At 65.8% G+C, this 25,686-nt stretch carries 22 protein-coding genes; 9 read left to right on the forward strand and 13 right to left on the reverse strand.

The window, feature by feature from the left end:
* Positions 1-15 precede the first annotated feature (15 nt).
* Complete coding sequence (locus SMD14_RS09440) at positions 16-2,847, forward strand: AAA family ATPase (RefSeq protein ID WP_321216131.1); 2,832 nt, start codon at positions 16-18, stop codon at positions 2,845-2,847.
* Between the two features lie 21 nt (positions 2,848-2,868).
* On the opposite strand, the gene catC is transcribed toward SMD14_RS09440, so the two are convergent.
* The 4 genes from catC to SMD14_RS09460 form a co-directional block, all read right to left on the reverse strand.
* Entirely contained in the window at positions 2,869-3,147 is a 279-nt protein-coding gene (catC, locus tag SMD14_RS09445; RefSeq protein WP_157242418.1) for a muconolactone Delta-isomerase, read from the reverse strand.
* Between the two features lie 27 nt (positions 3,148-3,174).
* Positions 3,175-4,278, reverse strand: a complete 1,104-nt coding sequence (locus SMD14_RS09450) for a mandelate racemase/muconate lactonizing enzyme family protein (protein WP_157242417.1) — start codon at positions 4,276-4,278, stop codon at positions 3,175-3,177.
* On the reverse strand, positions 4,275-5,219 hold the full coding sequence (locus SMD14_RS09455) for a LysR substrate-binding domain-containing protein (RefSeq protein WP_321216249.1): 945 nt from the start codon (positions 5,217-5,219) through the stop codon (positions 4,275-4,277). Before SMD14_RS09455 ends, SMD14_RS09450 begins: the two co-directional genes overlap by 4 nt.
* A 128-nt stretch (positions 5,220-5,347) precedes the next feature.
* Complete coding sequence (locus SMD14_RS09460) at positions 5,348-6,733, reverse strand: aromatic acid/H+ symport family MFS transporter (protein WP_321216132.1); 1,386 nt, start codon at positions 6,731-6,733, stop codon at positions 5,348-5,350.
* Between the two features lie 324 nt (positions 6,734-7,057).
* Between SMD14_RS09460 and SMD14_RS09465 the strand changes: the two genes are divergently transcribed.
* Both SMD14_RS09465 and SMD14_RS09470 read left to right on the forward strand, forming a co-directional pair.
* Complete coding sequence (locus tag SMD14_RS09465; RefSeq protein WP_321216133.1) at positions 7,058-7,756, forward strand: maleylpyruvate isomerase family mycothiol-dependent enzyme; 699 nt, start codon at positions 7,058-7,060, stop codon at positions 7,754-7,756.
* Positions 7,757-8,126: 370 nt separating this feature from the next.
* Positions 8,127-9,104 (forward strand): LysM peptidoglycan-binding domain-containing protein, encoded by a 978-nt coding sequence (locus tag SMD14_RS09470; protein WP_321216134.1) that lies wholly within the window; start codon positions 8,127-8,129, stop codon positions 9,102-9,104.
* Here SMD14_RS09470 and SMD14_RS09475 read toward each other — a convergent pair.
* Complete coding sequence (locus SMD14_RS09475; RefSeq protein ID WP_321216135.1) at positions 9,042-9,995, reverse strand: alcohol dehydrogenase catalytic domain-containing protein; 954 nt, start codon at positions 9,993-9,995, stop codon at positions 9,042-9,044. The two genes, SMD14_RS09470 and SMD14_RS09475, sit on opposite strands and share 63 nt — an antisense overlap.
* A 479-nt stretch (positions 9,996-10,474) precedes the next feature.
* Between SMD14_RS09475 and SMD14_RS09480 the strand changes: the two genes are divergently transcribed.
* Entirely contained in the window at positions 10,475-12,535 is a 2,061-nt protein-coding gene (locus SMD14_RS09480; protein WP_321216136.1) for an alpha/beta hydrolase, read from the forward strand.
* Between the two features lie 33 nt (positions 12,536-12,568).
* On the opposite strand, the gene SMD14_RS09485 is transcribed toward SMD14_RS09480, so the two are convergent.
* Complete coding sequence (locus SMD14_RS09485; protein ID WP_321216137.1) at positions 12,569-13,540, reverse strand: CapA family protein; 972 nt, start codon at positions 13,538-13,540, stop codon at positions 12,569-12,571.
* A 106-nt stretch (positions 13,541-13,646) separates the two neighbouring features.
* On the opposite strand from SMD14_RS09485, the gene SMD14_RS09490 reads away from it, so the two are divergent.
* Complete coding sequence (locus SMD14_RS09490; protein WP_321216138.1) at positions 13,647-14,678, forward strand: NADPH:quinone reductase; 1,032 nt, start codon at positions 13,647-13,649, stop codon at positions 14,676-14,678.
* A gap of 67 nt (positions 14,679-14,745) precedes the next feature.
* Here SMD14_RS09490 and SMD14_RS09495 read toward each other — a convergent pair whose 3' ends face one another.
* The 3 genes from SMD14_RS09495 to SMD14_RS09505 all read right to left on the reverse strand — a co-directional run bounded on the left by SMD14_RS09495 (position 14,746) and on the right by SMD14_RS09505 (position 16,637).
* On the reverse strand, positions 14,746-15,207 hold the full coding sequence (locus tag SMD14_RS09495) for a hypothetical protein (RefSeq protein WP_321216139.1): 462 nt from the start codon (positions 15,205-15,207) through the stop codon (positions 14,746-14,748).
* Between the two features lie 118 nt (positions 15,208-15,325).
* Positions 15,326-15,946: a signal peptidase I gene (locus SMD14_RS09500; RefSeq protein ID WP_321216140.1), complete on the reverse strand. Its 621-nt coding sequence runs from the start codon at positions 15,944-15,946 to the stop codon at positions 15,326-15,328.
* 67 nt (positions 15,947-16,013) lie between these two features.
* Positions 16,014-16,637 (reverse strand): TasA family protein, encoded by a 624-nt coding sequence (locus SMD14_RS09505; protein WP_321216141.1) that lies wholly within the window; start codon positions 16,635-16,637, stop codon positions 16,014-16,016.
* Between the two features lie 247 nt (positions 16,638-16,884).
* Here SMD14_RS09505 and SMD14_RS09510 point away from each other — a divergent pair, with 247 nt between their 5' ends.
* Positions 16,885-17,262: a hypothetical protein gene (locus tag SMD14_RS09510; RefSeq protein ID WP_157242406.1), complete on the forward strand. Its 378-nt coding sequence runs from the start codon at positions 16,885-16,887 to the stop codon at positions 17,260-17,262.
* 125 nt (positions 17,263-17,387) lie between these two features.
* On the opposite strand, the gene SMD14_RS09515 is transcribed toward SMD14_RS09510, so the two are convergent.
* The 3 genes from SMD14_RS09515 to SMD14_RS09525 form a co-directional block, all read right to left on the reverse strand.
* Complete coding sequence (locus SMD14_RS09515; RefSeq protein ID WP_321216142.1) at positions 17,388-18,116, reverse strand: hemerythrin domain-containing protein; 729 nt, start codon at positions 18,114-18,116, stop codon at positions 17,388-17,390.
* A gap of 294 nt (positions 18,117-18,410) precedes the next feature.
* Positions 18,411-20,585, reverse strand: coding sequence for a DNA/RNA non-specific endonuclease (locus tag SMD14_RS09520; protein WP_321216143.1), 2,175 nt, complete (start codon positions 20,583-20,585; stop codon positions 18,411-18,413).
* Between the two features lie 67 nt (positions 20,586-20,652).
* Positions 20,653-21,882, reverse strand: a complete 1,230-nt coding sequence (locus SMD14_RS09525; RefSeq protein ID WP_157242403.1) for a S8 family serine peptidase — start codon at positions 21,880-21,882, stop codon at positions 20,653-20,655.
* A gap of 329 nt (positions 21,883-22,211) precedes the next feature.
* On the opposite strand from SMD14_RS09525, the gene SMD14_RS09530 reads away from it, so the two are divergent.
* Together SMD14_RS09530 and SMD14_RS09535 are read left to right on the forward strand one after the other, a co-directional pair.
* On the forward strand, positions 22,212-23,105 hold the full coding sequence (locus tag SMD14_RS09530; RefSeq protein WP_321216144.1) for an SMP-30/gluconolactonase/LRE family protein: 894 nt from the start codon (positions 22,212-22,214) through the stop codon (positions 23,103-23,105).
* A 14-nt stretch (positions 23,106-23,119) separates the two neighbouring features.
* Positions 23,120-24,151, forward strand: a complete 1,032-nt coding sequence (locus tag SMD14_RS09535) for an aldo/keto reductase (protein WP_321216145.1) — start codon at positions 23,120-23,122, stop codon at positions 24,149-24,151.
* A gap of 3 nt (positions 24,152-24,154) precedes the next feature.
* On the opposite strand, the gene SMD14_RS09540 is transcribed toward SMD14_RS09535, so the two are convergent.
* Positions 24,155-24,751, reverse strand: coding sequence for a dihydrofolate reductase family protein (locus SMD14_RS09540; protein ID WP_321216146.1), 597 nt, complete (start codon positions 24,749-24,751; stop codon positions 24,155-24,157).
* A gap of 275 nt (positions 24,752-25,026) precedes the next feature.
* On the opposite strand from SMD14_RS09540, the gene SMD14_RS09545 reads away from it, so the two are divergent.
* Complete coding sequence (locus SMD14_RS09545) at positions 25,027-25,650, forward strand: dihydrofolate reductase family protein (protein ID WP_321216147.1); 624 nt, start codon at positions 25,027-25,029, stop codon at positions 25,648-25,650.
* The last annotated feature ends 36 nt before the right edge of the window (positions 25,651-25,686 follow it).

The raw sequence follows: 25,686 nt of genomic DNA on the forward strand, positions 1-25,686 counted from the left end.
GGTAGACTGGCGGCCATGACTGCGGGGTCCGTCCAAGGCGATATCGGTGCGGATTCGCCGCTGGTGGGCCGCGACGCGGTGTTCGAGGAGCTCCTGGACATCCTCCGCGCCGTCCGCAAGGGCAAGGTGGTCACGGCCGTCCTCACCGGACCGGCCGGCTCCGGGAAAACGGCGGTGCTCGAGTCCTTCCTGGAACATTGCCGCACGGGCGTCCGCGGCGTCCGCGTCCTCTCCGCCATGGGCGATGACTGGGAAGCTCAGTTCGCGCTCGCCGGCTACTCCCAGCTCATGCTCACCTCGCCGTTGCGTTCGGCAAAGGCGTACGACGGCGGCCCGCACCTTCCGGCGGGTCCCCTCGCCTCCCTGAGCACGGACCAGGTGGTCAACTACGCTTCGACGCTGGGCACCCACCTCGAAGGGCTGCAGTCGCACGGGAGCGTCGTGGTCGCCGTCGACGACGTCCACAAATTCGACGTGGAAAGCCTGCGCATCCTTACGTTCGTCATGCGCCGGCTGCACGGAAAGCGGATCCTTTTCCTGCTCACCTTGAACCCCGCCGACGCGCCGCGCATCCCCGCCGGCGTCCTGGACTACCTGACCGGGCACCAGGTGGTCCGCATTCCCATGGAGCCGCTCACCCCGCAACAGGTCCAGGAAGTGGCCCGGCGCCTGCACGGCATCGACCTCAGCGTCACCGCGGCGCACGGGCTGGTCCGGCACACGGGCGGCCTGCCGCAGCCAGTGGTGGAGCTGTTGCGCGAGCTGCCCCCGGAAACCTGGCTGGCCTGGTTCCCCTCGCTGCCGCCCACCTCCCGGCTGCGCGCCAGGGTGCACAGCGTCCTGGATGCCGCCTCGTCCGGACTCGTTGCCGTCGCCGAAGCCGCGTCCGTGCTGGGCCGCAGCGCGGGCCTGTCGGAAGTAGCCTCCGTCAGCGGAGTGGAGTCCGTCCTCGAAGCCCTGGATGAAGGACACCGCGCCGGCCTCCTGCGGCTGTCCGTCGACCAGGCGCGTTCCGCCGTCGTGTTCGTTGAGCCCGGTACTGCCGAGGCGATTTACGAACAGATTGTTCCCAGCCGCCGCATCGCGCTGCACCGCCTGGCTGCGGAGGCCGTGGAGCCTGAGGGCGAAAAGCTGGGGCATCGGGTCTCGGCAACGCCCGCCGCGGACCAGGCGCTCGCCGAAGAACTCGAGGATTTCGCCGGCCGCCAGGCGGCCGTGGGTGCATGGCAGGACGTGGCGACGGCGTTGTTTTCCGCGTCGCGCCTGTCGTTGGATATCCGGGCCCGCAACGACCGGCTCCTGCGCGCCGTAGACGCACTGGTGGGGGCCGGCAATGTTGCCGAGGCGCAGACCTGGTCCGCCGCCGTGGACGCCCTGCCGCCCTCGCCGCTGCGCTCCTCAGTGCTGGGCTACCTGTCCACCGTGTCCGGCCAGAACGACAGCGCCCAAAGCCAGCTGGAAATGGCGTGGCGCACCAGCAACCCGGACCGCGATCCCAAGGCCGCCGCCCAGGTTGCGCAGCGTTTCGTCCTGCACGGGGTTGCATCCTGGGACGGGCCGATGATCACCGGCTGGGCGGAGCGCGCGATGGCCCTGACTGAACCCGGGACGCCGGCGCACGTCGAGTCGGAAGCCATCTACGGCCTGGGCCTGTACGCGCGGGGCCGGCTGGGGGAGGCGGAGGTTTCCTACCAGCGGGCGTTCGCGCACGCCGCCGAGAACGCGCAGAAGCAGCGTGTGCAAATGGGGGCAGGCTGGCTGGCGCTGCGGATGGACAACGTGGAAGCGGCCCTGGTGAACTTCGAGTCCGCCGCCCCCACCGAGTACCGCGGCGGGTCCCTGCGGATCTCGCTGTGGGCCGAGGCATGGCTGGCCCGCACCCATCTGGTGCTGGGGAACTGGGATGCCGCGGCGGCCACCATCGCCCGCTCCAGCGTCCGCCTGGAAACCTCCCGGATGCCCCTGATCCGGCCCCTGCTGTACTGGACCGCCGCGGAGCTCTGGTCCATGCGCGGCGACTGGGACCGCGCCCGCTATTACGTGTCCCAGGCCGCGGTCCAGCCGGGAACCTACCGGGCCATGCAGGTGCCGGCCAGCCTTGCCCGGGCCCGGTTCCACGAGGCGCGGGCTGATTATGAAAGCGCCCTCGCCGTGCTGCAGCCGCTGACCGAACTGGACCCGTGGACCGAGGACCGGGTGTCCTTCTGGCCCTGGCAGGACACGTACGTTAATGCGCTGGTGATGACTGATCAGCTGGATACCGCTGACGCTTTCCTGACCTCTTTCGAGGGGTTGCGGCGCGAACGCGAAGTCCCTTCCGACATGGCACGGATGGCCTGGGCCCGGGGCCGGCTGCTGGCGGCCCAGGGAGATCCCGACGCTGCCAGGGAGCATTTCGAGGCCGCCTTGGGCCACCTCCGCGGGCTCAACCGGCCTTACCTGCGGGCCCGGATCAGTTTTGCGTTCGGGCAGAGCATGCGCCGCGCCGGCAAGCGGCGGCTGGCGTCCTCGGTGCTGCGTGCGGCGCGGGACCTCTACGACTCATTGGGCGCGGCCACCTATGTGGAGCGCTGCGACAGGGAGCTCAAGGCAACCGGCCTCGACGTCGGCAATCTCCCTGACCCTGCCGATTCGGTACTCACCGCCGCCCGGGACCACCACGTCCAGCTCACCGCGCAGGAGCAGGCGGTGGCCGAACTCGTGGCCGGCGGGGCGACCAACAAGGAGGCGGCCCGGGCCCTGTTCCTCGCCGAGAAGACGGTGCAGTACCACCTCACGCGGCTCTACCGGAAGATGGGCATCCGGTCCCGCAGCGAGCTCGCCGCCGCGTTCCGGGCCAGCGACTGACCCGGAACGGCGGGCTGGTACCTACTTAACGTCGGAGGGGTGCTTGGCCAGCGGCACCACCGAGATCTCCATGTACGGGAACAGCGGAAGGTTCTGCAGGATGTCGTGGAGTTCGTCGTTTGAACCCACATCAAAGACCGAGTAATTGGCGTATTCACCCACCACGCGCCAGATTTCCGGCCATTTCCCCGAGCGCTGCAGCTCCTGCGAGTAGGCCTTCTCCTTGGCCTTGATCTCAGCAGCCTCGGATGCCGGCAGGTCTGCGGGCAGTTTGACGTCCATATGGACCAGGTACTTCATTGATGTTCCTTTCGTGGAAGGGGTGGCTTAGCGGTCGCTGCGGTAGCGTTCGAGCTTCTCCTCGTTGACCCCGGCGCCCACGCCGGGGCCCTCGGGGACGCGGATGCGCCCTTCGATGATCTGCAAGGGTTCGGCCAGCAGGTCGTCCGCCATGTCCAGGTAGTTGGACAGTTCGGCGGCGCGCTTGGCAGTGTGGGCGAACGCGGCGCCGAACACCACCGAAGCCACCGTGCCCACCTGGGTGTCGATCTGGTTGCCGATGTACACGTCGATGCCCATGCCCTCGGCCATCCCCACGATCTTGGCCGCCTCGGTAAATCCGGAGCGGGCGGTCTTGACCGCCAGCAGGTTGGCCCCGCCGTTGAGGATTTCCCGGGCGGCCTCGCCGAGATTCGGGGCGGATTCGTCCGCCGCGATGGGGATGGGGGAGTTGGCAACGAGCCGACGGCGGCCCAGGACTTCGCGGGCGTCGTCCGGCTCCTCGAGGAACTGCAGGCCCAGGTCCGCGGTGCGGCGCAGCACCTCCGCAGCTTCATTCGCGGACCAGCCCCGGTTGGCGTCCATGTACAGTTCGGCGTCCCCGCCGAGGCCCTCACGCAGCGCGCGGGCCGCCTCGATGTCCAGGTGCAGCGGGCGCCGGCCGGTCTTGAGCTTGAACGTGTTGATGCCGTAGGTCTCGCGGAACTCCAATGCCAGGTCGAGCAGCTCCTGGGCGGGCTTGAAGCCAAGCATGTGGGAGACCCGCAGCGAGTCGGTGTAGCCGCCCAGCAGCTTGGTCACCGGCTGCCCCAGCGTCTTGCCGATGACGTCCCACAGGGCGATGTCCACGGCACCCTTGGCGGTCTGGTTGTGGATGGTGCGGTAAAGGATCTCCTGGATCTTCTCGCGGTCAAAAATGTCGACGCCGATCAGTTGCGGAGCGAACACGTCCTGCACCACCGCGGCGATGGACTTTTGCGTCTCACCGTAGGTGTACGGGCGCGGCGGGGTGTCCGCGAGGCCCACCACGCCGTCGTCCGTGCGGAGGCGGACCAGCACGTGGTCAGCCTCGTGGACGGATCCGGAGGCGAAATGCAGCGGGTGGCGGTAGGGGATCGAGTAAGGAATCGCCTCAATAGCTGCGATTTTCATGACGGGGAAGGCCTTTCATCGGTAGGAAGCGGGACGGGCCCGGAGGCCGGGTCGGGCAGCGGCTGTGCGGCTGTAGCGGCGCCGACGATGTCCAGGAAGTTATGCAGCAGGGTGGAGTGGTTGCCCCGCAGCCAGGCGACAGCGAGTTCCACGGAAGGGACGTTTTCGATCTCCCGGTAGGCAACGCCGTCGAGCTGGAAAGCCCGCACCCGGGACGGCATGACCGCCACGCCGCCGCCGGCGGCAACGAATGCCAGCATGGTGGAGGTCTCGCCGACAACTTGGGTGATGCGCGGTTGAAAGCCGGCCTGCCGGCACAGGTCGGCGGTGATGCGGTAGAGCACGGACTCGGGCGCATATGCGATGAAGTCCTGATCCTGCAGTTCATGCATCGCCACGGACCTGTCCTCCGCCAGCGCGCTGAAGGAGGGAACAGCGACGACGAGCGGCTCCCGGGCGACGACGCGGTAGTCAATCTCCTGGGATGAGACGGGGGGACGCAGCAGTGCTGCGTCCAAAGTTCCGTCGCGGAGACCCGCTTCCATGGACGGGGTGAGCATTTCGCCGTTCAACGCCAAGGACAGGCCGGGAAGGACCTGTTTGGCAAGGCGCGCGATCTGGGGCATGACGCCATAAGTTGCGGACCCTGAAAACCCCACCCGGAGGACGCCGGTGGCGCCCTTGCCGACCTGGTACACGTCCGCCTCCAGCGTTCCTATTTCGTTGACGATCTGCCGTCCCCGATCAAGCAGGAGCTGCCCCGCGGCCGTGAGGTCCACGCGCCGTGTGGTGCGGTTGAGCAGGCGCACCCCCAGCTGCTCCTCAAGCTGGCGGATCTGCTGGGAGAGGGGCGGCTGGGCCATATGGAGGCGCTTGGCCGCCCGGCCGAAATGCCGCTCCTCCGCAACAGCGATGAAGTAGTTCAGCTGCCGGAGCTCCACAGTGTGCCCGCCCTTCCGTTGGCGCACGCCGGGGCTGCCCTGGCCGCGCGATTGATTCACAGAATAACCCTAAAACGCTCTACTGGTTTATTAATGTGACTCAATTACGCCAGAACAGCCTCCGCCGGCTACTTGGGCTGAGGGGCCGCCAGCTTTTCCTCCGTCCGGCTCCCGGCCAACTCCTCCACCTTGTGCCCGGCCTCCTCAAGCTTCCGCTGACGGGGGACCAGCACGGTGACCAGGGCGCCCAGGAGCGCCACTGTGCCGTAAATGTAGAACGCCGTGGAGCCGCCGATGCCCGCGGCGGCAAGCCAGCCGCCGATGATCGGACCCAGCACGCCGCCCAGCCGCCCTACGCTGGCGCACCACGCGACGCCCGCTGCGCGGGCGTTGGTAGTGAAGTAGTTGGATTGGAACCCGTACACCAAGACCTGGGTGCCGAGGGTTCCCACGCCGGCAACCGCGATGAAGGCAAAGAGCATGGGCAGCGGAAAGCTGAAGGTCATGAGCACGAGCGAGACGGTGGCAAGTCCGAACGTGGAGGCGATGATGCGCTGCGGGGCGCTCTTGTCCGCCAGGCGGGAGGCGACCAGGCCGCCCACGACGGCGCCAAGGTTCAGTGCAAGGGGGAAGAACAGGGCGTAGGTCCGTCCATAGCCGTAACCCTCCATGATCTTGGGCAGCCAGGTGTTGAGGCCGTAGGTCAGCAGCAGGCCGCAGAAGGACATGAGGCCCAGCAGGATGGAAGCCGCGGCGAACTGCCGGGAGAAGACGGCGGCAAAGCCGGACTTCCGGGGCGCTGCGCCCACCTCAAGGATCACGCGTTCCTCGAGGAGGGGTACGCCAGTGCGCTCCGCGACGGCCATGGCGTCCTGGTCGCGACCGCGGGCCAGCAGCCAGCGCGGGGACTCGGGGAGCTTGCGCCATGCAACAGGCAGCAGGATAACCAGCGGCAGGGAACCGATGATGAACAGTCCGCGCCAGCCGAGGCTGTCGTGGAACAGGATGCCCATTATGGACGCGAGGACGCCGCCTGCCGGGACGCCGGAATAGACAATCGCGTTGTAGAACTGGCGCCTTCCTGACGGCGCGAACTCAGCCATGGTGGCTCCTGCAGTGGCGATAACCACGCCCAAGCCGAGCCCCGTTACGAACCGCATGGCCCCAAATGCAGGCACGCTTGCCGTCAGGGCCGTGACGAACATGCCCATTGAGAACCAGGCGATGCCCAGGAGCATCAGCCGGCGCCTGCCGAAGAAGTCGCCCACGGCGCCGCAGACCAGCGAGCCCACGAGTACCCCGATCAACGCCCAGGAACCGAGGAGGCCCGCTGTGGCCACGTCGAACTTCCCGATCTGGGAGGGATCGGCGAGCAGCCCCGGCAGGACGGTGCCGTAAATGACCAGATCGTAGCCATCGAACACAAGGGCCGCGCAGATGATGAAGGCCACCCAATTGGCGGTGCGTTTTTCTTTTCCTGGATTTTCGGCGATAACGGCATGCGGTTGTGTCATGGTCCCCAAGTTCCTCTCTAGGTGATGGCGGGGGTGGGCATGCGCGTAAAGATGGCATCCGACCCGGTTGTTTCAGCCTGACAGAGGTGTGATGCAGGACATATGAGGCAAATCCCCGGGATTCTGCCCGGGGGGTATTAGGAGCGCAGAACTACTGAAAGGTGCGCTTTAGGTAATAGATCCTACAAATCCGCACGAACGTAGGGACCCTCTGCCGCGCTGCCCTGATCCGCGTGGATACGCCTATCAGTCCAGACGATTCCGGTATGGAAGAGAGCCCTTAAACGGTGGTGTTACTGAGAAGGCCGCGGCTAGGCTGGCCGGATGATCAATACCGCCCGCCTATATTCGGACCTGTCCCGCCTGGGCAGGGAAACCGACATGTTTCTGGCCACAGTAGCGTCCCTCTCCGATGCTGAGATGGCGGCTCCGTCACTGTGCGAAGGGTGGAGCCGGGCTGACGTCATCGCCCACGTGGCATCAAGCGGCCGCGCCTTGGTGAACCTCATCGACGGCGCTGCCTCCGGCGTGGAACGGCAGCTTTATGCCTCACCCGAGGCGCGCTCCCAAGAAATTTCCGCCCTGGCCGCACTGCCGCGCGAGGAGCTCCTGGACGAACTGCGGGAGTCGGCCCGGAGCTTCGCGGAGCAGGCCCAACGGCTCAACGCGGAGCTGGCTGCCCCGGATGTCAACGTGAACGGCAAGGTCATCCCTGCGACGTCCATCGTTGCACTTCGCATCGCTGAAGTTGTCGTGCACCACCATGACCTTGACACGGCGTGGACCATCGAGGAAGCCGACCCTGATTCACTCCTGAACGCCATCGAAGCCGTGGTTCGTTCGCTGCGCGCCAAGGGCGTTCCGGGAATTACCGCGGTCACCGAAGAACGGGATGAATGGGTGATTGGTGACGGCGCCCTGCACGTTAGGTCGGACCGGGAAGGCCTGCTCTTATGGCTTGCCCGGGGGGACAGTGAGCATATAGAGGCCGACGGACTCTTGCCTGCCCTGCCAGCTTGGTAGCCGGGCCGAGAATCAGCAGTGCGGCAAGCCCGGGACGCGGAAGCCATCGGTGCGGGACCACTAGGCGGACGGCTCCAGATTCCTCGGGTTTCGCGGGTTGGCACTGTTTTCACACGCCGCACGCCCTGTTCGGGGAGGGGCGGAAGGAGTATTTCTGCCCGAAGCCCAAGTGGCGCACCTGCATGTCGTGCGCAGGTGCGCGCACGACGGCAGGCCTCTCCCATAGGATTTCATCAACTATGCTCGGGTTGGCCGGCCGGACTTTGCTTCCGGTAGTTCCGGGCTTTGGGGGGGGATTGTTATGGTGAAAATCGGCGACACTGTCGTGGCACGGAAGCATGGAGGGAAAGCCCGTTGGGCAGTTGCGTGCATGACGCTATTAGCGGTGGGGCTGTCCGCATGCACGCAAACTGAACCCCCCGCCGCATTACACCCGACCACCGCCGCGCCGGAAGTGACAACGGCCAGCGACGAAAAGCCTTCCCTGCGTGGGGAAGCGGTGACCGACTCGTTCGGCAATGTGGATTACTACACCACCGTCTCTGGTGACACCCTTGCTAGCGTGGCTGCCGCTTACAACCTTTCAGAGGCAAAGGTCGCTGAATTCAATGAAATCCAGCCAAGTTCACCGGTGAGTCCGGGTACAAGACTCCGGTTGATTCCAGCTAACCCAGTAACGGGGGCAAAGGGAACGGCCACCATTGACGCCAACGGGATCCCGACCAGTTACAAGGTGGAAACCGGTGACACCTTGAGTGGCATTACGTACCGGTTCAATCTAACCCAGGAGCAATTAGCCGAAGCGAACAAGGTCCCGTTCACCTACGAAAAAGGTGGCACCTACTTCATCCGGTCTGGACACGTTATCCAGCTGCAGAAAAAACCGGTGGACAGCCGATCAGGCACGGGAAAAACAGTCAACAACTCGTTTGGCCAAGCCGTCTATTACACCACCGTGGACGGTGACTCGTTCGACGGCCTCGGATACAAATTCCGCTCCACTACCGAACAGATCCTGCTTTACAACCCGTCACTCGCCGCAAACGAGCCGATCCCGGCGGGAAGCAAACTGCGGTTGATACCCGGCGAACTCAAGATCGAGGGTGCGCAGGGCACGTCCACTGCCGATGCTGAAGGGATTCCACTCACCTACACCACAGCCCCCGGTGACACGGAGCGCCAAGTCTCGTTCCGATTCAGCATCACCGACCTGCGAGCAGCGAACCGCCCGACCACCGGAACAGGCGGAGCATGGTACGAATTTGCTGACCTGCCAACTGTCGAACTAGCGCCCGGACAGACCATAAGCCTCGCGCTGGACAAGCCGATCAACAAACCGGGCCTTTAGGCTGCGGCGGGCATTCACTGCCCGGCAGGTGGCGTATGAGACGGCAAGAAGCACTGCAGCATCCTCGCGGAACCAGGCGGGACGCCGGTCCCTAAGCTTCGCGACCTGGAACGCCAGGACCCGCTTGCCGTTGGGAAGGAGGTTACCCGCGAAGACAATTGCACCGTAGAGGTAGAACAGCGCGATGCTGCGGGCATTCTTTCGACCTCCAGCGGTAGTGCCGTAGTGTCCGTACATCACGAGTCGTCCGCGTCGACGGAGGGCACGGTAGGATCCGATCGAGACCTTCCCGCCGATGCCGTCGAGCACGACGTCCACCCCATCGCCTGTGAGTTCGCGGATCCGCTGGACAAAACTTCCACCCGTGTAGTCGATGGGCGTCGCGCCGAGACCTGAGATCACGCCCGTCTGGCTTTTGGAGCCCGTGCCGAACAGCTCCAGACGCGCGATACGTCCGAGCTGGAGGACGGCCGTACCCACACCTCCTGCTGCGCCGTGGACGAGTAGTCGTTCTCCCTTCCTGACCCAGGCGCAGCGGTGCAGCATCTGGTGTGCAGTGACATAGTTAAAGATCACAACCGCCACCCCGGCGGGGTCCAGGCCTGCCGGTACCGGCACCAGCCACCAGGACGGAACACACAGATAGGTGGCATGGCTGCCGTACACGGAAATCGCTGCTACGCTCTCGCCCAGCTCAAAACCAATGACTCCTTCACCTATCTTGTCGACAGTTCCGACGAACTCGTAGCCTGGCGTAAAGGGAGGTTTTGGCCCTCCTGGATAGGTTCCTTCGCGGATGAGAACATCAGGGTAGCCGACGCCCGATACGGCGATCCGCACGCGGATCTCTCCCGGGCGCGGTTCGGGGACTGGTTCTTCGACAAGTGTCATGACCTCAGGTCCGCCGTAGCGGGGCACGACGATCCGTCGGTTGTATTGAGACGCCTGCATTGCCCGTCACTTCGCGTTGTCGGTCCGGATGCCAGGATCCGAGGATATTTTGATGCGAGACGAACGAGTAGAGGCAAACGGCACCCCAGCCAGGCTGTCTAGTCTGGAGCCGAACGCTCGATTTGGATCCATGTCCCCTGGGAAGGACGGAAGAACGAACGAGGAGGCGGCGGTGCCGCCTGGTCTGTAACTTGCTGACACTTGCATGACTTTCGGCACTGGGCCGCGGGATCCTGTGGTGTGCAGCATGGAGGCATGCACGGCGCCGTGACCCTCGCATTTCACCCTGGGGTTGGTCTGGCAGGGCGCCCCGGGGATGGCCTCGGCCTGGATCGGCATCGCAGCGCACAGCGTTCAGGGCCTGTTTTTTGCTGTTCTGATGCTCCCTCTCGTACGTGGATGAGCCGGAAGGAGCTGTCATGACTGCTTCGACAAGGCAGATGTTTCCAGTGGCGCGTATTCTCGCTCTCGCGCTCATCGCGGTTATGACAGCCGGCCTGGTATACGTCGGTCTCGCCTCCCGCGACGAGCGGATCTCTCCGCCGCCCGGTGCAGCGGCTGGTGATCTGACCCTGGAACCTTGCAGCTACGACACTGAAAGTGGCCCCGTGGCCGCCGACTGCGGCACTCTGGTCATTCCCGAGAACCCCACCGATCCCGAGGCACGACTGATCGCACTACCCGTAACCCGCATCCACGCCCGCTCGGAGCAGCCCGGCGAACCGATCTTCTGGTTGGACGGCGGCCCCGGCGGCACGAACATGGAGTTCAAGCAGGCGAACCGGCTCACAGATAAACACGATCTTGTCCTGGTGGGCTATCGCGGCATCGACGGCTCGGTCCGCCTGGACTGCCCCGAGGTGGAGGCAGCGCTCGGCGGCTCCGACGACCTCCTTGGCGAAGAGTTCCTCCGGGCGTACGCCGAAGCGTTCGGGAGGTGTGCGGACCGGCTGACCAACGAGGGCGTCGACCTCACTCAGTACGGGCTCGTGCAGCAGGTCGATGATATGGAAGCCGCCCGCGCGGCACTCGGCTACGACCGGATCGATTTGCTGAGTCAGAGCGCCGGCACGCGGACCGCGATGATCTACGCCTGGCGCTATCCCGACAGCATCCATCGCTCGGTCATGATCGCGGTCAACCCACCCGGTCACCTGCTTTACGACGTCCATATGACAGACGAGCTGATGGACCGGCTCTCGGCCTACTGCACCAAGGATGTTGCGTGCCGGGCGCGTACCGACGACCTCGCTGCAGCGATTCGGCAGACCGCGGCTGACATGCCAGACCGGTGGGGGTTGCTGCCGGTCAAGGGTGGCATTGTGCGGGCCTCGTCGTTCGTCGGCATGACGCAGCCGAACTCGGCGTTACCGCCGGGACGCGACGCGACGCTCGAAGCATGGATGACGGCTGCCGCAGGTGATCAAAGCGGGTTCTGGCTGATCTCGCTGCTCAGCGAAACGATGTACCCGAAGTTCTTCGTCTGGGGCCAGTATGCCGCGGCCGCCAGCCTCGACACCGTGGCGGCGCGGGAATACTTCGCCTCCACGGACCGGGACTACTCGAACCTCGGCTACGCCGCCAGTGCGAGTAGCTGGGGTGAGGGCCGTTGGCTGGACCTATGGCCCGTCGCAGCAGAGAAGGACGAGTACCGCCAGGTGCGCACCTCGGAGGTGCAGACCCTGCTCATCAACGGCGAGCTCGACATGGCCACGCCACCGCAGGCGGCAACGACCCAGTTGCTGCCGTCGCTACCCAACGGGCAGGAGGTCGTGCTTACCGGGTTCGGACACTCACCCACCTTCTGGGCCGACCAGCCTGAGGCCGGCACCCGATTGATCACGACGTTCCTCGACAGCAGCCGGGTCGACGACTCCCTTTACGAGCCACAACCGGTCAACTTCACTCCGTCGACGACGCTTGGCTGGACCGCGAAGAGCGTGCTGGGCGTGATGGTCGCCGTGGCGGTGCTCACTATCGGGTCGCTGGTCTGGATGGCCCGACGGACCCTTAAGGGTGGCATCGGACCCAGGGCCAGCGCCGCACTGCGATCGGTGTATCCGATCGTGCTTGGCCTCGGCGGATGGTTCCTCGCCATACTGTCTTTCCAGGTTGCCCGGATGAACGTGCCACTCGACAGCGAGCCGCTCGTCGTTCTCGCGGCGGGCTCGCCGATCGGTTTGGGGGTCTTCCTGGCCTGGACCAGCCGGACCCGGTCAGCAAAGACTACGCAGACCGGGTTCGCCGTGGCCGTGCCGGGTGCCCTCGTTGGCGCCTGGCTTGGCTTCAACGCCTCGACGGCCCCGTTCGTCGGGATCGGGTTCGCAATCGTGGGTTCCATCGCAGCTGCCAACCTCGCCCTGATTTTCCTCGACATAGCCACCGTCCCCTCCACGGGGTCGATCCCAAGTAAGCTGCGGGGCCCTGCGGACCATTCAGGGAGTGCAAAACGGATCTCTACGAACCGGAGCCCGAAATAGACGATGCACCGATGTGTATCACCCGCGCGTCGGCTACGCCAGCGGAAGCTCCAGGCACCCTTCGCCGGCATTCCAGCTGCTTCCGGTGCCCAAGTCGCTGCAGAGGCGGGCCATCCGGTCCGCGGTATCGCGGGCGCTCCGGACTGCCAGCCGGACCCGGAAGCCGGCGATGATGGTGGGAAACAAGCGCAGGGCCCGCGGCGTTCCGCCGTCGGTTTCCATCAGGAAGATGAAGGACAGGTCGTTGCGTTCCTCAGGGTCCACGGCGTAGTCATCGACGAAGTCCCCGGCGCTGTAGATGATGGGCCGGCCCCGGTAGACCTCGACGCCGCGGAAGACATGCGGTGAATGGCCGAAGACGACGTCGGCGCCCGCCTCGACCAGCTGCCGCGCCAGTGCCCGGTGCTCTGGTGGGGCGTCGGAGCCCCAGTTGCCACCCCAGTGGGCCGATACGATGAGCAGTTGCACACGTGCCTTGGTCCGTCGGAGCAGCGCCAGCAGTTGGTCGACGCGCTGCCCGTGGGTTGTCACGGGGACGTAGTACACGCCGGGGGTGCCGGGAGCCGCCTCCCATTCCGGCTGGTTGTCCGTGAACGCCACGAACCCGACGGCGGTGCCTCCCACGCGGCAGACGGCTGGCCGAGCGGCTGAGGTCAGGTCCGTACCCGCGCCCGCATGCAGGATTCCGTGCCGGTCCAGTGTGGGAAGCATTTCCTGCAGCGCGTCCGTTCCGTAATCGAGCACGTGGTTGTTCGCCAGGGAGACCAGGTCGATCTGCGCCAGGAGCAGGCTGCGTACGTTCTTCAGGTCGGTGCGGAACGTGAAGACCTTGCCCGGGGCGGGTTTGCCGCCGTCGGCCAGCACGCATTCGAGGTTGGCGATCCTCAGGTCCGCCCGCCGCAGGACCGGAAGGATGTCACCCCAGGGATAGGCGGGGGCAACGGTCTGCAGGTGGTCGTTCACCAGCCGGCCGAGCATGACGTCGCCGAGGAATGCGATCTGCATGGCACCAGCATGGACTGCCTGTCCGGGAAGCGAAAGAGCGACCGTTGGAGCGTCCCGCCCGGCGCGCGGCGGGAATTTTCGGTCGGGGCCGGCGTTAGGTCTGAGTATGAAAGCTATCGTGTACCGTGCCACCGGCGATCCGTCTGTTCTCGAGCTCGTAGACCGCGAGATCCGCGACCCGGGGACCGGGGAGGTGCGCGTGCGGATCATGGTGTCCGCGGTGAACCCGACCGACTGGAAGTCGCGCCGCGGCTCCAAACCGGGCGAACCCTTGCCTTTCGCGGAGGTCGTCCCGAACCAGGACGGCGCCGGAGTGGTGGACGCCGTGGGACCCGGCGTCGAGCGTTTCCATGTGGGTGACAGGGTTTGGCTGGCGTTGGCCGCCTATCAACGCGCCGACGGCGGGACGGCGCAGGAGTTCACCGTCCTGCCGGCCGAGCGGGTCTTTCCGCTGCCGGAGAACACCGGGTTCGACGTCGGCGCGAGCCTGGGCGTTCCCGCGGTCACCGCCCATCGGGCCCTGACCATCGCCGAAGACGGCCCGCTGCGGCTGCACCCGGGAGCCCTGGACGGCAAAGTGATTCTCGTCGCGGGAGGGGCCGGCGCCGTGGGCCATGCGGCGATCCAGCTGGCCAAGTGGGCCGGCGCCGTCGTGATCACGACCGTGAGCGGACCGGCGAAGGCTGCGCTGGCCACGGCCGCGGGCGCCGATCACGTGATCAATTACCGGGAAACCGACGCGGCCGCGGAGATCCGCCGGATTGCTCCCAACGGCGTCGACCAGATCGTGGAGGTGGCACCGGCGCGGAACGCCGAACTCGACCTGGCAGTGATCCGCAACCGCGGCTCCATCGCCGTCTACGCCAACAACGGCGGCGATCAGATGACCCTGGACGTACGCAGGCATTTCAGCCTCAATGTCCGCTACCAGTTCTTGCTGCTCTACACCGTTGGCACGGCGGCGGTGCAGGTCGCCGCCGAGGACATCAATGCGGCCATCGCCGACGGCGCCCTTCCGGTGGGAGAGGCCGCAGGCCTGCCGCTGCATCGCTTTGACCTGGCTGACACGGCTGCGGCCCACTCCGCGGTGGAAGAGAGCATCGTCGGCAAGGTCCTGATCGATATGTCAGCGGGCTAACAAATGACGCATCGGGAGCCTCGCGCGGGAGTCATCACCCTGCAGCCGGGACCGGGCGGGGTGGCTCTCAGCATGCGACGGTTGTACCGGGCAGGGGCTGCCCGATCCAGGTGTTCCCTCCCACTGTGGGATAAAGTCCTCGAACGTTATAGGGCCTGGGCGCCCTTCCCCCTGAGACTCTCACGGTGATCGGGCTGAGGTCATTTTGGGCCCTGTCCACCACAAACTGCGGCGCCGTGTCGGTGGGGTCACGAAAGATCTCGACACGGAACGCGCTGGCGCGGGGTACGTAACCATAGTTGGTGAAGGTGATCGTCAGGTCCCTGCCGTTGCAGTTGGAGGCAGCCACGGTACCGACAGGCTGGGCCAGGCTTAACGTCGCTGCATTCATCTGGCCCGTGGCCCCGGCTGTAAACGCTGCTTCCGCAATCCCGGGTGCGAGGAGCAGTACCGCGGCCGTTGCCAGGACCCCGGCGGAACGCGCGAAACCGGAGGGCCGGCCTGACTCGGTCTTTCCGCTGGTGCGCACGGCCTGGGCTCTCCTTGTCAGTCTCGGGGTCGGGATCCATTCTTGCCTGTCCACGGCGTCTGGGCCCGCGGGACCCGTTTCGGGCTCAGGGCCTAGACCAGTACCGCACGTACGGTACTCATCGCCGGTGGTCCGTGACGGGCGGGGAATTCACTCCAGGTTCTTTCTTCCAAATCGACACCAGGACCATGCAGACCAGGACGGCGGGAGCGCCATACATCAAGCCCTGCAGGAGCACCGGTTCGCGCAGGACCCGGATGGCCGCGCCGAGGTAGGGGATGGTGGCGGCGTGGACATGGACGGTGCCGCCCTGCAGGGCGGCGGTCCAGGGGTCGGCACCACTGTTTGCGTCGCCCTTTGTGCGGATGACCGTGGTGCCGTTGTCGTTCCGGCTAATCTCGACGATCCGATGGGTTTCGACGCGGTGGTCCTCGACGGGGATCCCGTAGGTGATGACGTCCCGGTTTTTCAGCTCGCTGACAGGCTTCGGGACCGATACCACGACGTCGCCGGCGTTGATCATGGGGGCCATGGATCCGGTGAGCATCGTGCTGGTCTGGTACCCAAGAACCCTGGGCCCAACGGCCAGGAACAGGAAGAGGGCCGCGGCGCCGATCATCACGGACGTGGTGGCAGCCCTGGTGATGCCCCGGAATGCCTTGGCCCATCGTGTGGTCCGCGCAGTGGTGGGGGAGACCGCCGTCGTTGACCGGGTGCATTGGGTTGGTGATGCCGTCATGGCAGTGTCCGTTCCGGGTGGTATTCCTCCGCCGCCCGGTTTCGGCAGGCGGCGGAGGAAGCTGTGGTTACTTGCTGGCGCCGGAGCGCTGGGTTCCGGTGAAGGACAGGTCGATGGAGCTGCTCTTGGCCTGGAAGCTGTTGTCCGCTGCACCTGGCAGGGACAGGGTCACCCGGAGGTTATCGGTGTTGCCGGCCGCGGTGGAGCTCAGGCCGGCCAGGGCGAGGTCCGCGCCGATGACGGAGCGGGAGGCCAGGACCTGGGTGACGGAGCCCCCCGAGCACGTGTAGGTGTAGGCCGGGGCGGTGCCGGCCTCGGTCCACGGCACGGAGCACTTGTCGATCGCGAGTTGCAGGCCCAATGCCAGGTCCGTGTCCAGCTTGGATGTGGCGGTCGCCAGCGTAGTCAGCGTGATGGCGGACACCGACTGGTTGCCTGTGGCATTGGTGAGCGTTACGGCTCGCTGCACCGTGTCCCCTGGGACAAGACCGGTGGCGGCGACGCTGAGCCGGTTGGCTGCGCCCGAGGCGCCCAGCGAGATTGCCACGGTACCGGAGGCAACATCGGTGGAGGCGGAGGTGCTGGAGGTGAACGCGCCGTACGTGCCCAGGCCTGCGACGCCGGCGGCGGTGCCGACCAGGGCCAGGGAGGCGACGACTTTACCGGTGGTGGTGTTCAGGCTGAGACCCATGATGACGAACTCCCATTTCTTTGACGGCGGCCCGCCTTCTTGCGGACCTTGTGGCTGCCGGTTCTCCTGCCGACAACGCCAACAATGCCGGTCCCGTATCAAGTTGCTGGGTCGAATACGGCCAAGATCCCATCAAAAAACGGCCCGCATGCACAAGGTTCGATCAAGGTCCACACTCTGAACCTTCGCGAGGGAGCCGCGATGCTCGCGGGCGGCATGCGGGTGGGGCTCGCACTATGCTCTGAAGATGGCGGTTCGAGATCCGGAAGCTACAACCAGGAACATCAATCAAGAGCTCACTCAACGGCGCGGGTGGATTCTGACCATCGCGGTCGGGTTCGCGCTGCAACTGCTGAGTTTTGTCATCGGCCTGAAACCAGTGGGGCCGCTGTGCGGCAGCCCGCTGCTTCCGAATAGCCGTGCGGCTGAAATTTCCGACGCGCAGGGACAGACTGTCGGGCTGGCGACAGAGTGCTACCGGCAGATCGACTCCGCGTCGGTTTCGGTCTGGATTGTGATGGCGCTGGGGATCGGCCTGGTCCTGACGGGAGTCGCGGTCAGAATAGTCGGAATCCGCCGGTCCGTTGCCCGAGCCGGGAACCTTGGGGAGCCTGTGCAGGGTTAGCGGCGCTGCTGCTTTCCGGCCCACTGGTGCTGGCTGAACACCCCGCCGCTGACGCCCCCTGGCAGCGGGGGGATCGCCGATGGCGCGGGCTCTTCCTTCGCTGGCGCTGCCGCCCGCCGGGCCGGCTAAAGCGTTTCGGGGATCGGCCGTCCCGGGAAGAGTGCCGCGTATTGCCTGCGGTACATCCTGCGGCCGATGAGTCGGTAGCCGAGGCGGGCGAGGGCCGGGATCTCCTCGAAGAAGATCGCCCTTCGGTCCTCGGGCGGGTTGGTGGCCAGAATCAGTCCGAGGTACGTGACCAGGAACTTCTTGTCGTGCTGCCTGACGCCGTGCTGCACCATTGCGTTCAATTCCTCCTCCGTCATTACGCGATCGACGGCGGGCATCACCTCGGTGACTTCGCGGCGCAGATGCTCGCTGAGAACGGAGTGAACGTCTTCGTAGCCTTTTGCGAGTTCGTCCCTGGTGCCTGCCTCTGCAGTCTGCATCCAGCGCTTGCGAACGGGCCCGATGCTCTCCACTCGGTCTTTGATCCCTCGGTGTTGTTGGAGCATCTGCTCCACGTGTGACGCGCATGCCGGAGCCCGTTCGGCGAGTTGCGGGTACATGAACTGGTTCTGGCCTTCCTGGTGGACTAGGAGCACCTTGTCGAAGTTGCCGAGCACTTCCCCCACGCGCGCGGCGCGGGCGGTGTCTCCCGCCGCGGTCGAGCGCACCAGGTTGGGCGCCTCCCGGTATGCCCAGAGGAGGAAACGGTGAACGCGCCGGATGCCGGTAGAGCCCGAACTCAGGACCGGTCCCGGGGGCACGGGAGCTGCGGTTTCGCCGGGCAGCATCGTGAAGAAGTCAGTCATTTGGATTGCCTCCATTTCGGGAATCGGGCGGGACCGCCCGGGTTGCGGCTGGTGTTTGTCGGCGGGCCCGGTTGCGTTGGGTCCAATCGGCGTAGAGGACGCCGATGTGCACGGCGGCTTCCGCGCCTGAAGGGGAGGGCGTCGCAAGGCGCTCGCTGGTTGTTGCCCTGGGGCGATTGCAGGAATGGGCGCCCAAGTCCGCGGGGATGACGGCTGTGCCGGTCATGCAAATAATTTACTACAAAAGTAGTGGGATGTCACTACTTTTGTAGTAACGAGGCGCCGGAGCGCCTCTTACAGCTGCAGGTCCTCGAACGTATGGAGTTCCCTGGCCGGGGTTGGAGTGGCAAGGGCTTCCTGGGCCTTGGGGAGGGGCGTGAACTGGTCGTTCATCGGGTCCCAATCGAACAGGTGGGCAAAGTCCAGGCCCGTGAGTTCGCTGACCCTGCGGACTGGAACCTGGAAGGTTGCCGGGGTGAACGCTTCCCGGAGTATTTCCTCCACGAGTTCATGCTGGCTGATCATGTAGGCACTGGCTGAGTGGCTCCCGTCCGGGCGCCGGAACACCGGAATTTTCCAGAAGGCCAGCGGGATGGGGGTTCCCTGGAAGTCCGGATCGCGCGCGGTGAAGACCGGACCGGTAAACACCGTGAGCCGGAGCCCTTCGGCCTTCGCGGTATCCAGCAGGTAATCTTCCAGGCCGGCCCACAGCGACGCACCCTGGTTGAACTTCTTGTGCTGGGGTGAGCAGTTGGTGAAATGGAAGGTATCGTCATTGGCCGCGCGGGCAACGTCGGCCGGGCCCCAGGCCGGATCGAGGCGGCGGACCAGGTGCCCCCGGTCGAAGTCATTGTCCGTATAGAGCTCGTCGCCCGTCTGCTCAGACCGGTCCAGGCGTGGGTCGAAGTACCACTTGTCCCGCTCACGCTTGGGTGACTGGCTGAGCTGGCCGTCGACGTTCACGGCCGTGTAGAGAGCCAGGCGCCTTGTCCGCTGCATGACGAGGCTGAAATGGTGATAGTTGAGCACCGCTGGATCCTGCCCGGCGGCTGCGCCACGGTTCAGGGCAGCATCGGCACGCTGCCCGGCCGTGAGGACCGGCAAAGGCACAGCCGTGCCCAGGAAGCCGGGATCGTACCCCTTCCTCCCGGAATAGTCCGGATCTATCGCCACTGCCTCTTCAGCGACTGCACTTCCGGTACCCGGAACCGCGCGGCTCGGGTCCGCGGACGTCTGGGCCACTCCCTGAGCTGCCTGCACCGCGCCGAGCCGCACTGTGATGTGCAGGGGAATGGTGAGGGAAACCGCTCCGCCTTCGACTGTGGCGGGCTGTTGCGCTGCGGGTTGCGTCCGGACCTCAGCCCGTTGTTCCGCAGCTGGGACTTGGGGGAGTGCGGGCGGCGGCGGATTGAGCGCCTCCCCGAGCAGGGCGCGTTCGCCCTCGTTCATGCCTTCAGCGCCCTTCTCCAGCCACGTCAGGATGCTGCTGATCCTGACGCCCTCGTTGGCTATCCACCGGATCTTCAGCTCATCCTGCGTTCTGTCCCACACCGTGCCGTCGACGGTCAGGATCTCTCCTGCTTCGTTCCGCGCGGGGACACCGGAGTGGTGGAGGCCCAGGACCTCCCACTGGTTGTTGAAGAGCGGTGACCCGGAAGAACCCGGCGATGTGTCGGTGTGGTAGTGCAGGAACTGGTCGAACCGGTCGAGGAGTTCGTTTTGCTGCAGGGCAAGCTGCTTCTCCTGGCCTTCGGGGTGCTGGATGATGTTGATGGATTCGCCGAGCAGGATTTTGCCCTGCTCCTTGGTGGTGCGGTTGAAGCCGAAACCCGCCAGCGGCACCGGCGGCGAAGTTCCGTCGGGCCGGGACTGCGCCGCCACCGCCACCACGGTGACGTCAAGGCCGGTATCAGTGCGGAAAAAGGTGTCCGGTTCCAGGTCGAACTGTGATGTTGCCAGGGGAAGGCCGCTGATGCCGTTCTGGAAATTGAACTCCAGCCGGGAGAACCGGGCGGACTGGGCGTCGGGCAGGACGTGGTTGTTCGTCAGGGCAAGGCGGGGCGAGATCATAAAGCCGGTGCCGAAGGAACGGACCTGGAACCGGTCGCGGACGATAACCCTGCCCACAGTGCGTGAGACCGCCGTACCCAGTTCCAGGAAGGCGATGCCAAGCAGGTTGCTTCCGCCGATGATCCGTTCCAGCACCAGGTCTCCCAGCACCTGGTCTTCCCGGACCTGGCCCGGTTGGACGGGGGAGGTATCCGCCGTCGCCTTCAGCGCGTCCATGACCACCGGCTGGCGCAGGACCCGCCGGCTGCGCAGCTCCACCCGTTCGGGGGCATCGACGTCGAGGATACTTCCCTGCGGAGTTTGGGCCGCCGCAATCTTTTCTTCGGTTCCCGCGCGGGGAACCTCCCGCGCTTCGAACCGGGCCTGGGTGGCCGTGAGCACATCTTCCGGTATTACCATCAGTCCGCTCCTTTAGCGCTGTTCGGGCGTGGCATCAACTGCGGTTTCGCCAAGAACGCGGAATCACTTAGTTGGCGTTCGTGGGTGCCTGGACCAAGCCTGCGCCCACGTCCACTGGATCCGTTCCGGCCGCAAGGGGCCGGAACGTTCCCGAAGCGATCAGTTTGGCCTGCAGGAGTACCGGACTGAGGGGGCCTTGAGCAAGGAGCTTTTCAGCCCATAGCGCCGCCACGCCGGCCACGTGGGGTGTTGCCATGCTGGTTCCGCTGATGGTTTTGGTGCCGCCGTTGAGCCAGGCGCTGAAAACCCCGACGCCGGGACCGGCCACGGTCGCCATCGTATTGGAGAAGGGGGCTACGGTGAGCCCGCTGGCGCCGTCAGCGAGGGCGGCCACGGACGTGATTCCGTAGGCCGCGGCCGGCGGGGCAACGTTGATCTCGTACGCGGGATTGCCATTGCGTTCGCTTTCGTTCCCGGCCGCTGCGACCACCACTGTGGTCTGGGCGACGGAGGCGCGGGCGTTGAGAAGGTTGGCGAGCTGCTCGAAAAGCCTGACGTTGGCGCGGTAGCCCTCAAGGGCTATTGATGTGGCGGCGGGGATGGTCAAGCCGTTCACTTTGACCAGTTCGTCCACCCACCCGGGAAAGTCCATTCCCAGGGACATTGAGATGACCTGGGCACCGTTGTCGGCCGCCCACAGCATCGCCGAGGCAAGTATGTCGCTGCTGCCGCCGTTCGGGCCTCCAAGGACTTTGCCGATTACCGCCTTCTGAACGCCGGGTGCGACGCCGATCCGCTGGCCTGAGAGGTCGCGGCCAAAGATGGTGCCTGCGCAGTGGGTGCCGTGGCCGTTGTCGTCGTCAGCGCTGCCCGCCCCCGTGAAGTCCTTCGTGACCAGGTTGACGCCGGCGAAGGCCGGATGGGTGGCGTCGATGCCGGTGTCCAGGACCGAGACGGTCACACCGGCGCCTGTGAACGGCGATTTATCCGCGCCCACGGCCTTGACGCCCCACGTGGCGGCAGCGGCGGGTGCAGCATCGGCCGCGAGGGGCTCAATGAGTTTCATTGGCATGGCAGGGGCGAAGCCAAGGACAGTGGGATCGTTCCGCAGTGCGGTGAGGGTGGCATTTGAGGGGTTCTCCTCCCGATCCACCGTCAGCCCCACGGCGCGTTCAGCGATGTTCTGGGCGGTGCTTTCGAGTCCCGGGGCTGCTCCCGGTCCATCGAAAGGGTCACGGGTAGCGCCCAGGGACGGGGCGCGCAAAATGACGATCTTCTGGTTGGGTAGCTGTGACATCTTGGGCTCCTTGGCCTTTCCACGGACGGGGTTGCGCTTGGGCGCATCGGCTGCAGCAGTTGTGTTGGCAGTGCCGGGCGGGGAACCGCGCTCCACATGGCGCTAGGTTTACGTCTGGTGGCGTTACTCCGGCGTTACCGGATCGAACCCAGTGCCTTCGGGACGGCAGCCAGGTTCACGATGAGGACATGGAGGTCTCCCGCGTGGATGTTCCCCTCTGCCGGGGACTCGCCGCGCTATCGTTTCCCGTAATGCCTGACGCCCGCCGGCCGGATCGCCCCGGACGAGGGCACGGGCGTGCGAAGGCTGGAATGCGAAGGGGCTCAAAAATGGCTGAGGGACTGACAGTAGGCCAGTTGGAATGCCTGTTTACCGGCTCGGTGTGGGCCGAGGGGCCCGTTTGGGTGCCCCGCTCACGCACTGTGCGCTGGAGCGATATCCCCAATAACCGCATCCTCGAATTCAACGCAGCCACGGGCACCACCAGGGAGTACGCGGTGGGGGTCGAGTTCACCAACGGACGGACGCTCGACGCCGACGGCAGCGTAGTGCAGTGCAGCCATGGCCGCCGCCGGGTCGAGCGCGACCAGGAGGGCACCGTGACTGGCCTGGTGGATTCCTTCCGCGGCCGTCGCCTGAACTCACCCAACGACGTCGTGATTTCGCGTGACTCCAGCATCTGGTTCACCGACCCGCCGTACGGAATTCTTCCGGGCACCACGGAGGGACATGAAGGTGAGCAGGAGTACGGAGGCTGCCATGTGTTCCGCTTCGAGCCTGCTGCCGGCACACTCACGGCCGTGATCACGGACCTCGTGTACCCGAACGGCCTGGCCTTCTCGCCGGACGAGTCGGTGCTTTACGTTTCCGACACCGCAGGGCCAAGCCATGGAGTACCGCTGAGGATCGTCGCCTATGACGTGAGCGGCAGCGTATGCAGCCGCCGGAAGACCGCCGTCGAGCTTGAAGACGGCCACGCCGCTGACGGCCTGCGCGTTGACGTCCAGGGGAGGATCTGGACCTCTGCCGGACCCGAAGTCCGGGTCTATTCCCCGGACTTCGAACTCCTGGGGACCCTTGCCGTACCCGAGACGGTATCGAACCTGTGCTTCGGGGGCCCGGACGGCCAGGACCTTTACATCACCGCGACCACAAGCCTTTACCGGATCCGCACCACCACCCGGGATGCGGCCGCCTTCACGTTTGATGCCACCGCCAACTGATCACGAGGATAACCATGCACTACAGAACCCTGGGCCGCAGCGGCACCGTCGTTTCCAGCTACGCGCTGGGAACCATGACCTTCGGTGCGGAGGCCACCGAAGAGTCGTCCTACGCAATCCTGGACAGCTACTTCGCTGCGGGCGGCAATTTCATCGACACCGCCGACGTCTACAGCAAGGGCGTTTCCGAGGAGATCATCGGCCGCTGGCTTGCCAAGCGGCCGGAGGAGAGGGACAGCGCGGTGGTGGCCACCAAAGGTCGCTTTCCAATGGGGACGTCACCGAACGACGTCGGAACGTCCCGCCGGCGCCTGACCCGCGCCCTGGACGATTCCCTCCGCCGCCTGGGAGTGGAGCAGATCGACCTGTACCAGATGCACGCCTGGGACCCGATCACACCGCTGGAGGAGACGCTGCGCTTCCTGGAAGACTCTGTCAGCCGCGGCAAGATTGCCTACTACGGCTTCTCCAACTTCCTGGGGTGGCAGCTGACCAAAGCCGTCCACGTTGCCAGTGCCCACGGCTGGAACCCGCCGGTCACCCTGCAGCCCCAATACAGCCTCCTGGTCCGTGAGATCGAATCCGAGATTGTTCCGGCTGCGCTTGACGCCGGGGTTGGCCTGCTTCCGTGGTCTCCGCTCGGCGGCGGGTGGTTGTCCGGCAAGTACAGGAAGGACCAGGCACCCCAAGGTGCCACGCGCCTTGGGGAGAACCCCGAACGCGGCATGGAGGCCTGGAAGGCGCGCAATGACAATCCCCGTACCTGGGCCGTCATTGATGCCGTGGAAGGCATCGCCGCCGCCCGCGGCATCAGCCCTTCCCAGGTGGCGTTGGCCTGGCTGGCGGACAGGCCGGCCGTCACGTCGGTGATCCTGGGTGCGAGGACCACCGAACAGCTCGCGGACAACCTTGCTGCCGCCGACGTGCAGCTCACCCCTGACGAAACCAGCCGGCTGACGCAGGCCAGCGAGCCCCAGGCCGGCGTCTATCCCTACGGCCCGCTGGCGCAGGAGCAGCGGAGCCGCAGGATTGAAGGGGGAAGGTAGCGCCTAGCGGATCATGCGGTAACGCACGTGAGTAACTAACCGGGTTCCCAGCACTTCCGTCGGTTCCAGCTTCAGGTTCCCGACGCGGTCCAGGAGCCGCTCGCCCGCGCCGAGGGTCAGCGGCGCGATGTGCAGTCGCAATTCGTCGATCAGGCCGGCCGAAAGGTATTGGCGGGCAGTCTCCGCGCCGCCGGCAACGGCGACGTCCTTGCCGGCCGCGGCCTCGCGTGCCTGGGCCAGCGCCGCTTCGATGCCGTCACTGATGAAGTTGAAGGTGGTGCCACCCTCCATTTCCAGGGGAGCACGCGGATGGTGCGTGAGGACAAAGACAGGAGCGTGGTAGGGCGGCTCCTCGCCCCACCAGCCGCGCCAGTCCTTACCCCACGGTCCGGCTCCGGGACCGGCGAACATGTTGCGGCCCATGATGTAGGCACCCGCGTAGAGGATGCCCTTCAGCGCTTCGGCATTGGCCTCGGCTTCTTCGAACTGCCACCGGTGCAGGTCCTCGCCACCCTCGCCCAACGGGTTGTCCGGGGTCTGGTTCGGACCGGCAAGGAATCCGTCGAGGGATACGGTCAGATCGCACGTGACGCTGCTCATGGTTTCCTTAGGGCACTGGGGGCTTGCGGGGGGTTTTATCGAAAGAGGGCGGCAACTGCACTGATCCCGATCAACGTGCCGGGCACGGTGAGCCCCTCGGGACGGAGCCGGTGAAGGCGTTCCATCCGCACATGATCTCACGCCGGCCGGCGGAGGGGGAGTCCGGGGAGTCCGCCCGAAATGGGGTGGCCGGCAAACCGCCCTGGCGCAGGCCCTTGAAGGCCCGATTGCAGCAGGGATAGCATGGCCGGCACCTGCCATCAAAGGAGACGGCCATGGGCGAAGCAACCCCGGAGGCGCCATCAGCAGAGCTGATGGTTGACTTCATCATTTCCCTGGACGGGTATGCCTCTGCGGAGGGCTGGCCCGGCTGGTGGGGACTGGAGGGGCCGGAATACCTGGCCTGGCTGGACCAGGAGGGGAAGGAAGACCGTACGTATCTGCTCGGTGCCAATACCTACCGGCTGATGTCCGGCATGTCCGAGGAGGCGGCTGCCGGCGGCTCAGCGTTTTCGGAGGAAGAAGGGGCCAGCCTCACGGGGCTTGCCGCGGTGCCGAAGGTGGTCTTCTCCTCCACGCTCCAGGGGCCGCTGAGCTGGCCGAATTCGGAGTTGGTCAACGGCGACGCCGTCGCGGCAGTGAAGGAGCTGAAACGGACCGGGACCCGGCCCCTGAGCACGCTCGGCAGCCTGCGGCTCTGCCGGTCGCTGCTCGCGGCGGGCCTGGTGGACAGGTTCCGGCTGGTGGTTTTCCCGGTGATTACCGGGCGCACCGGCCGGGAGCGGATCTACGACGGCTATCCCGACATCGCCCTGAAGCTGGTGGAGAGCCGGACGTTTGACGGCAGGCTGCAGCTGCTCGAGTACATTCCCACCGTGCTGGACGGACCGCCGGAGTGAATGACGACGGCGGGACGGTCATAGGTCCTGGCGGTG

Origin of the sequence: Pseudarthrobacter oxydans, from assembly GCF_034258515.1 — a bacterium.
Classification (GTDB): Bacteria; Actinomycetota; Actinomycetes; order Actinomycetales; family Micrococcaceae; genus Arthrobacter.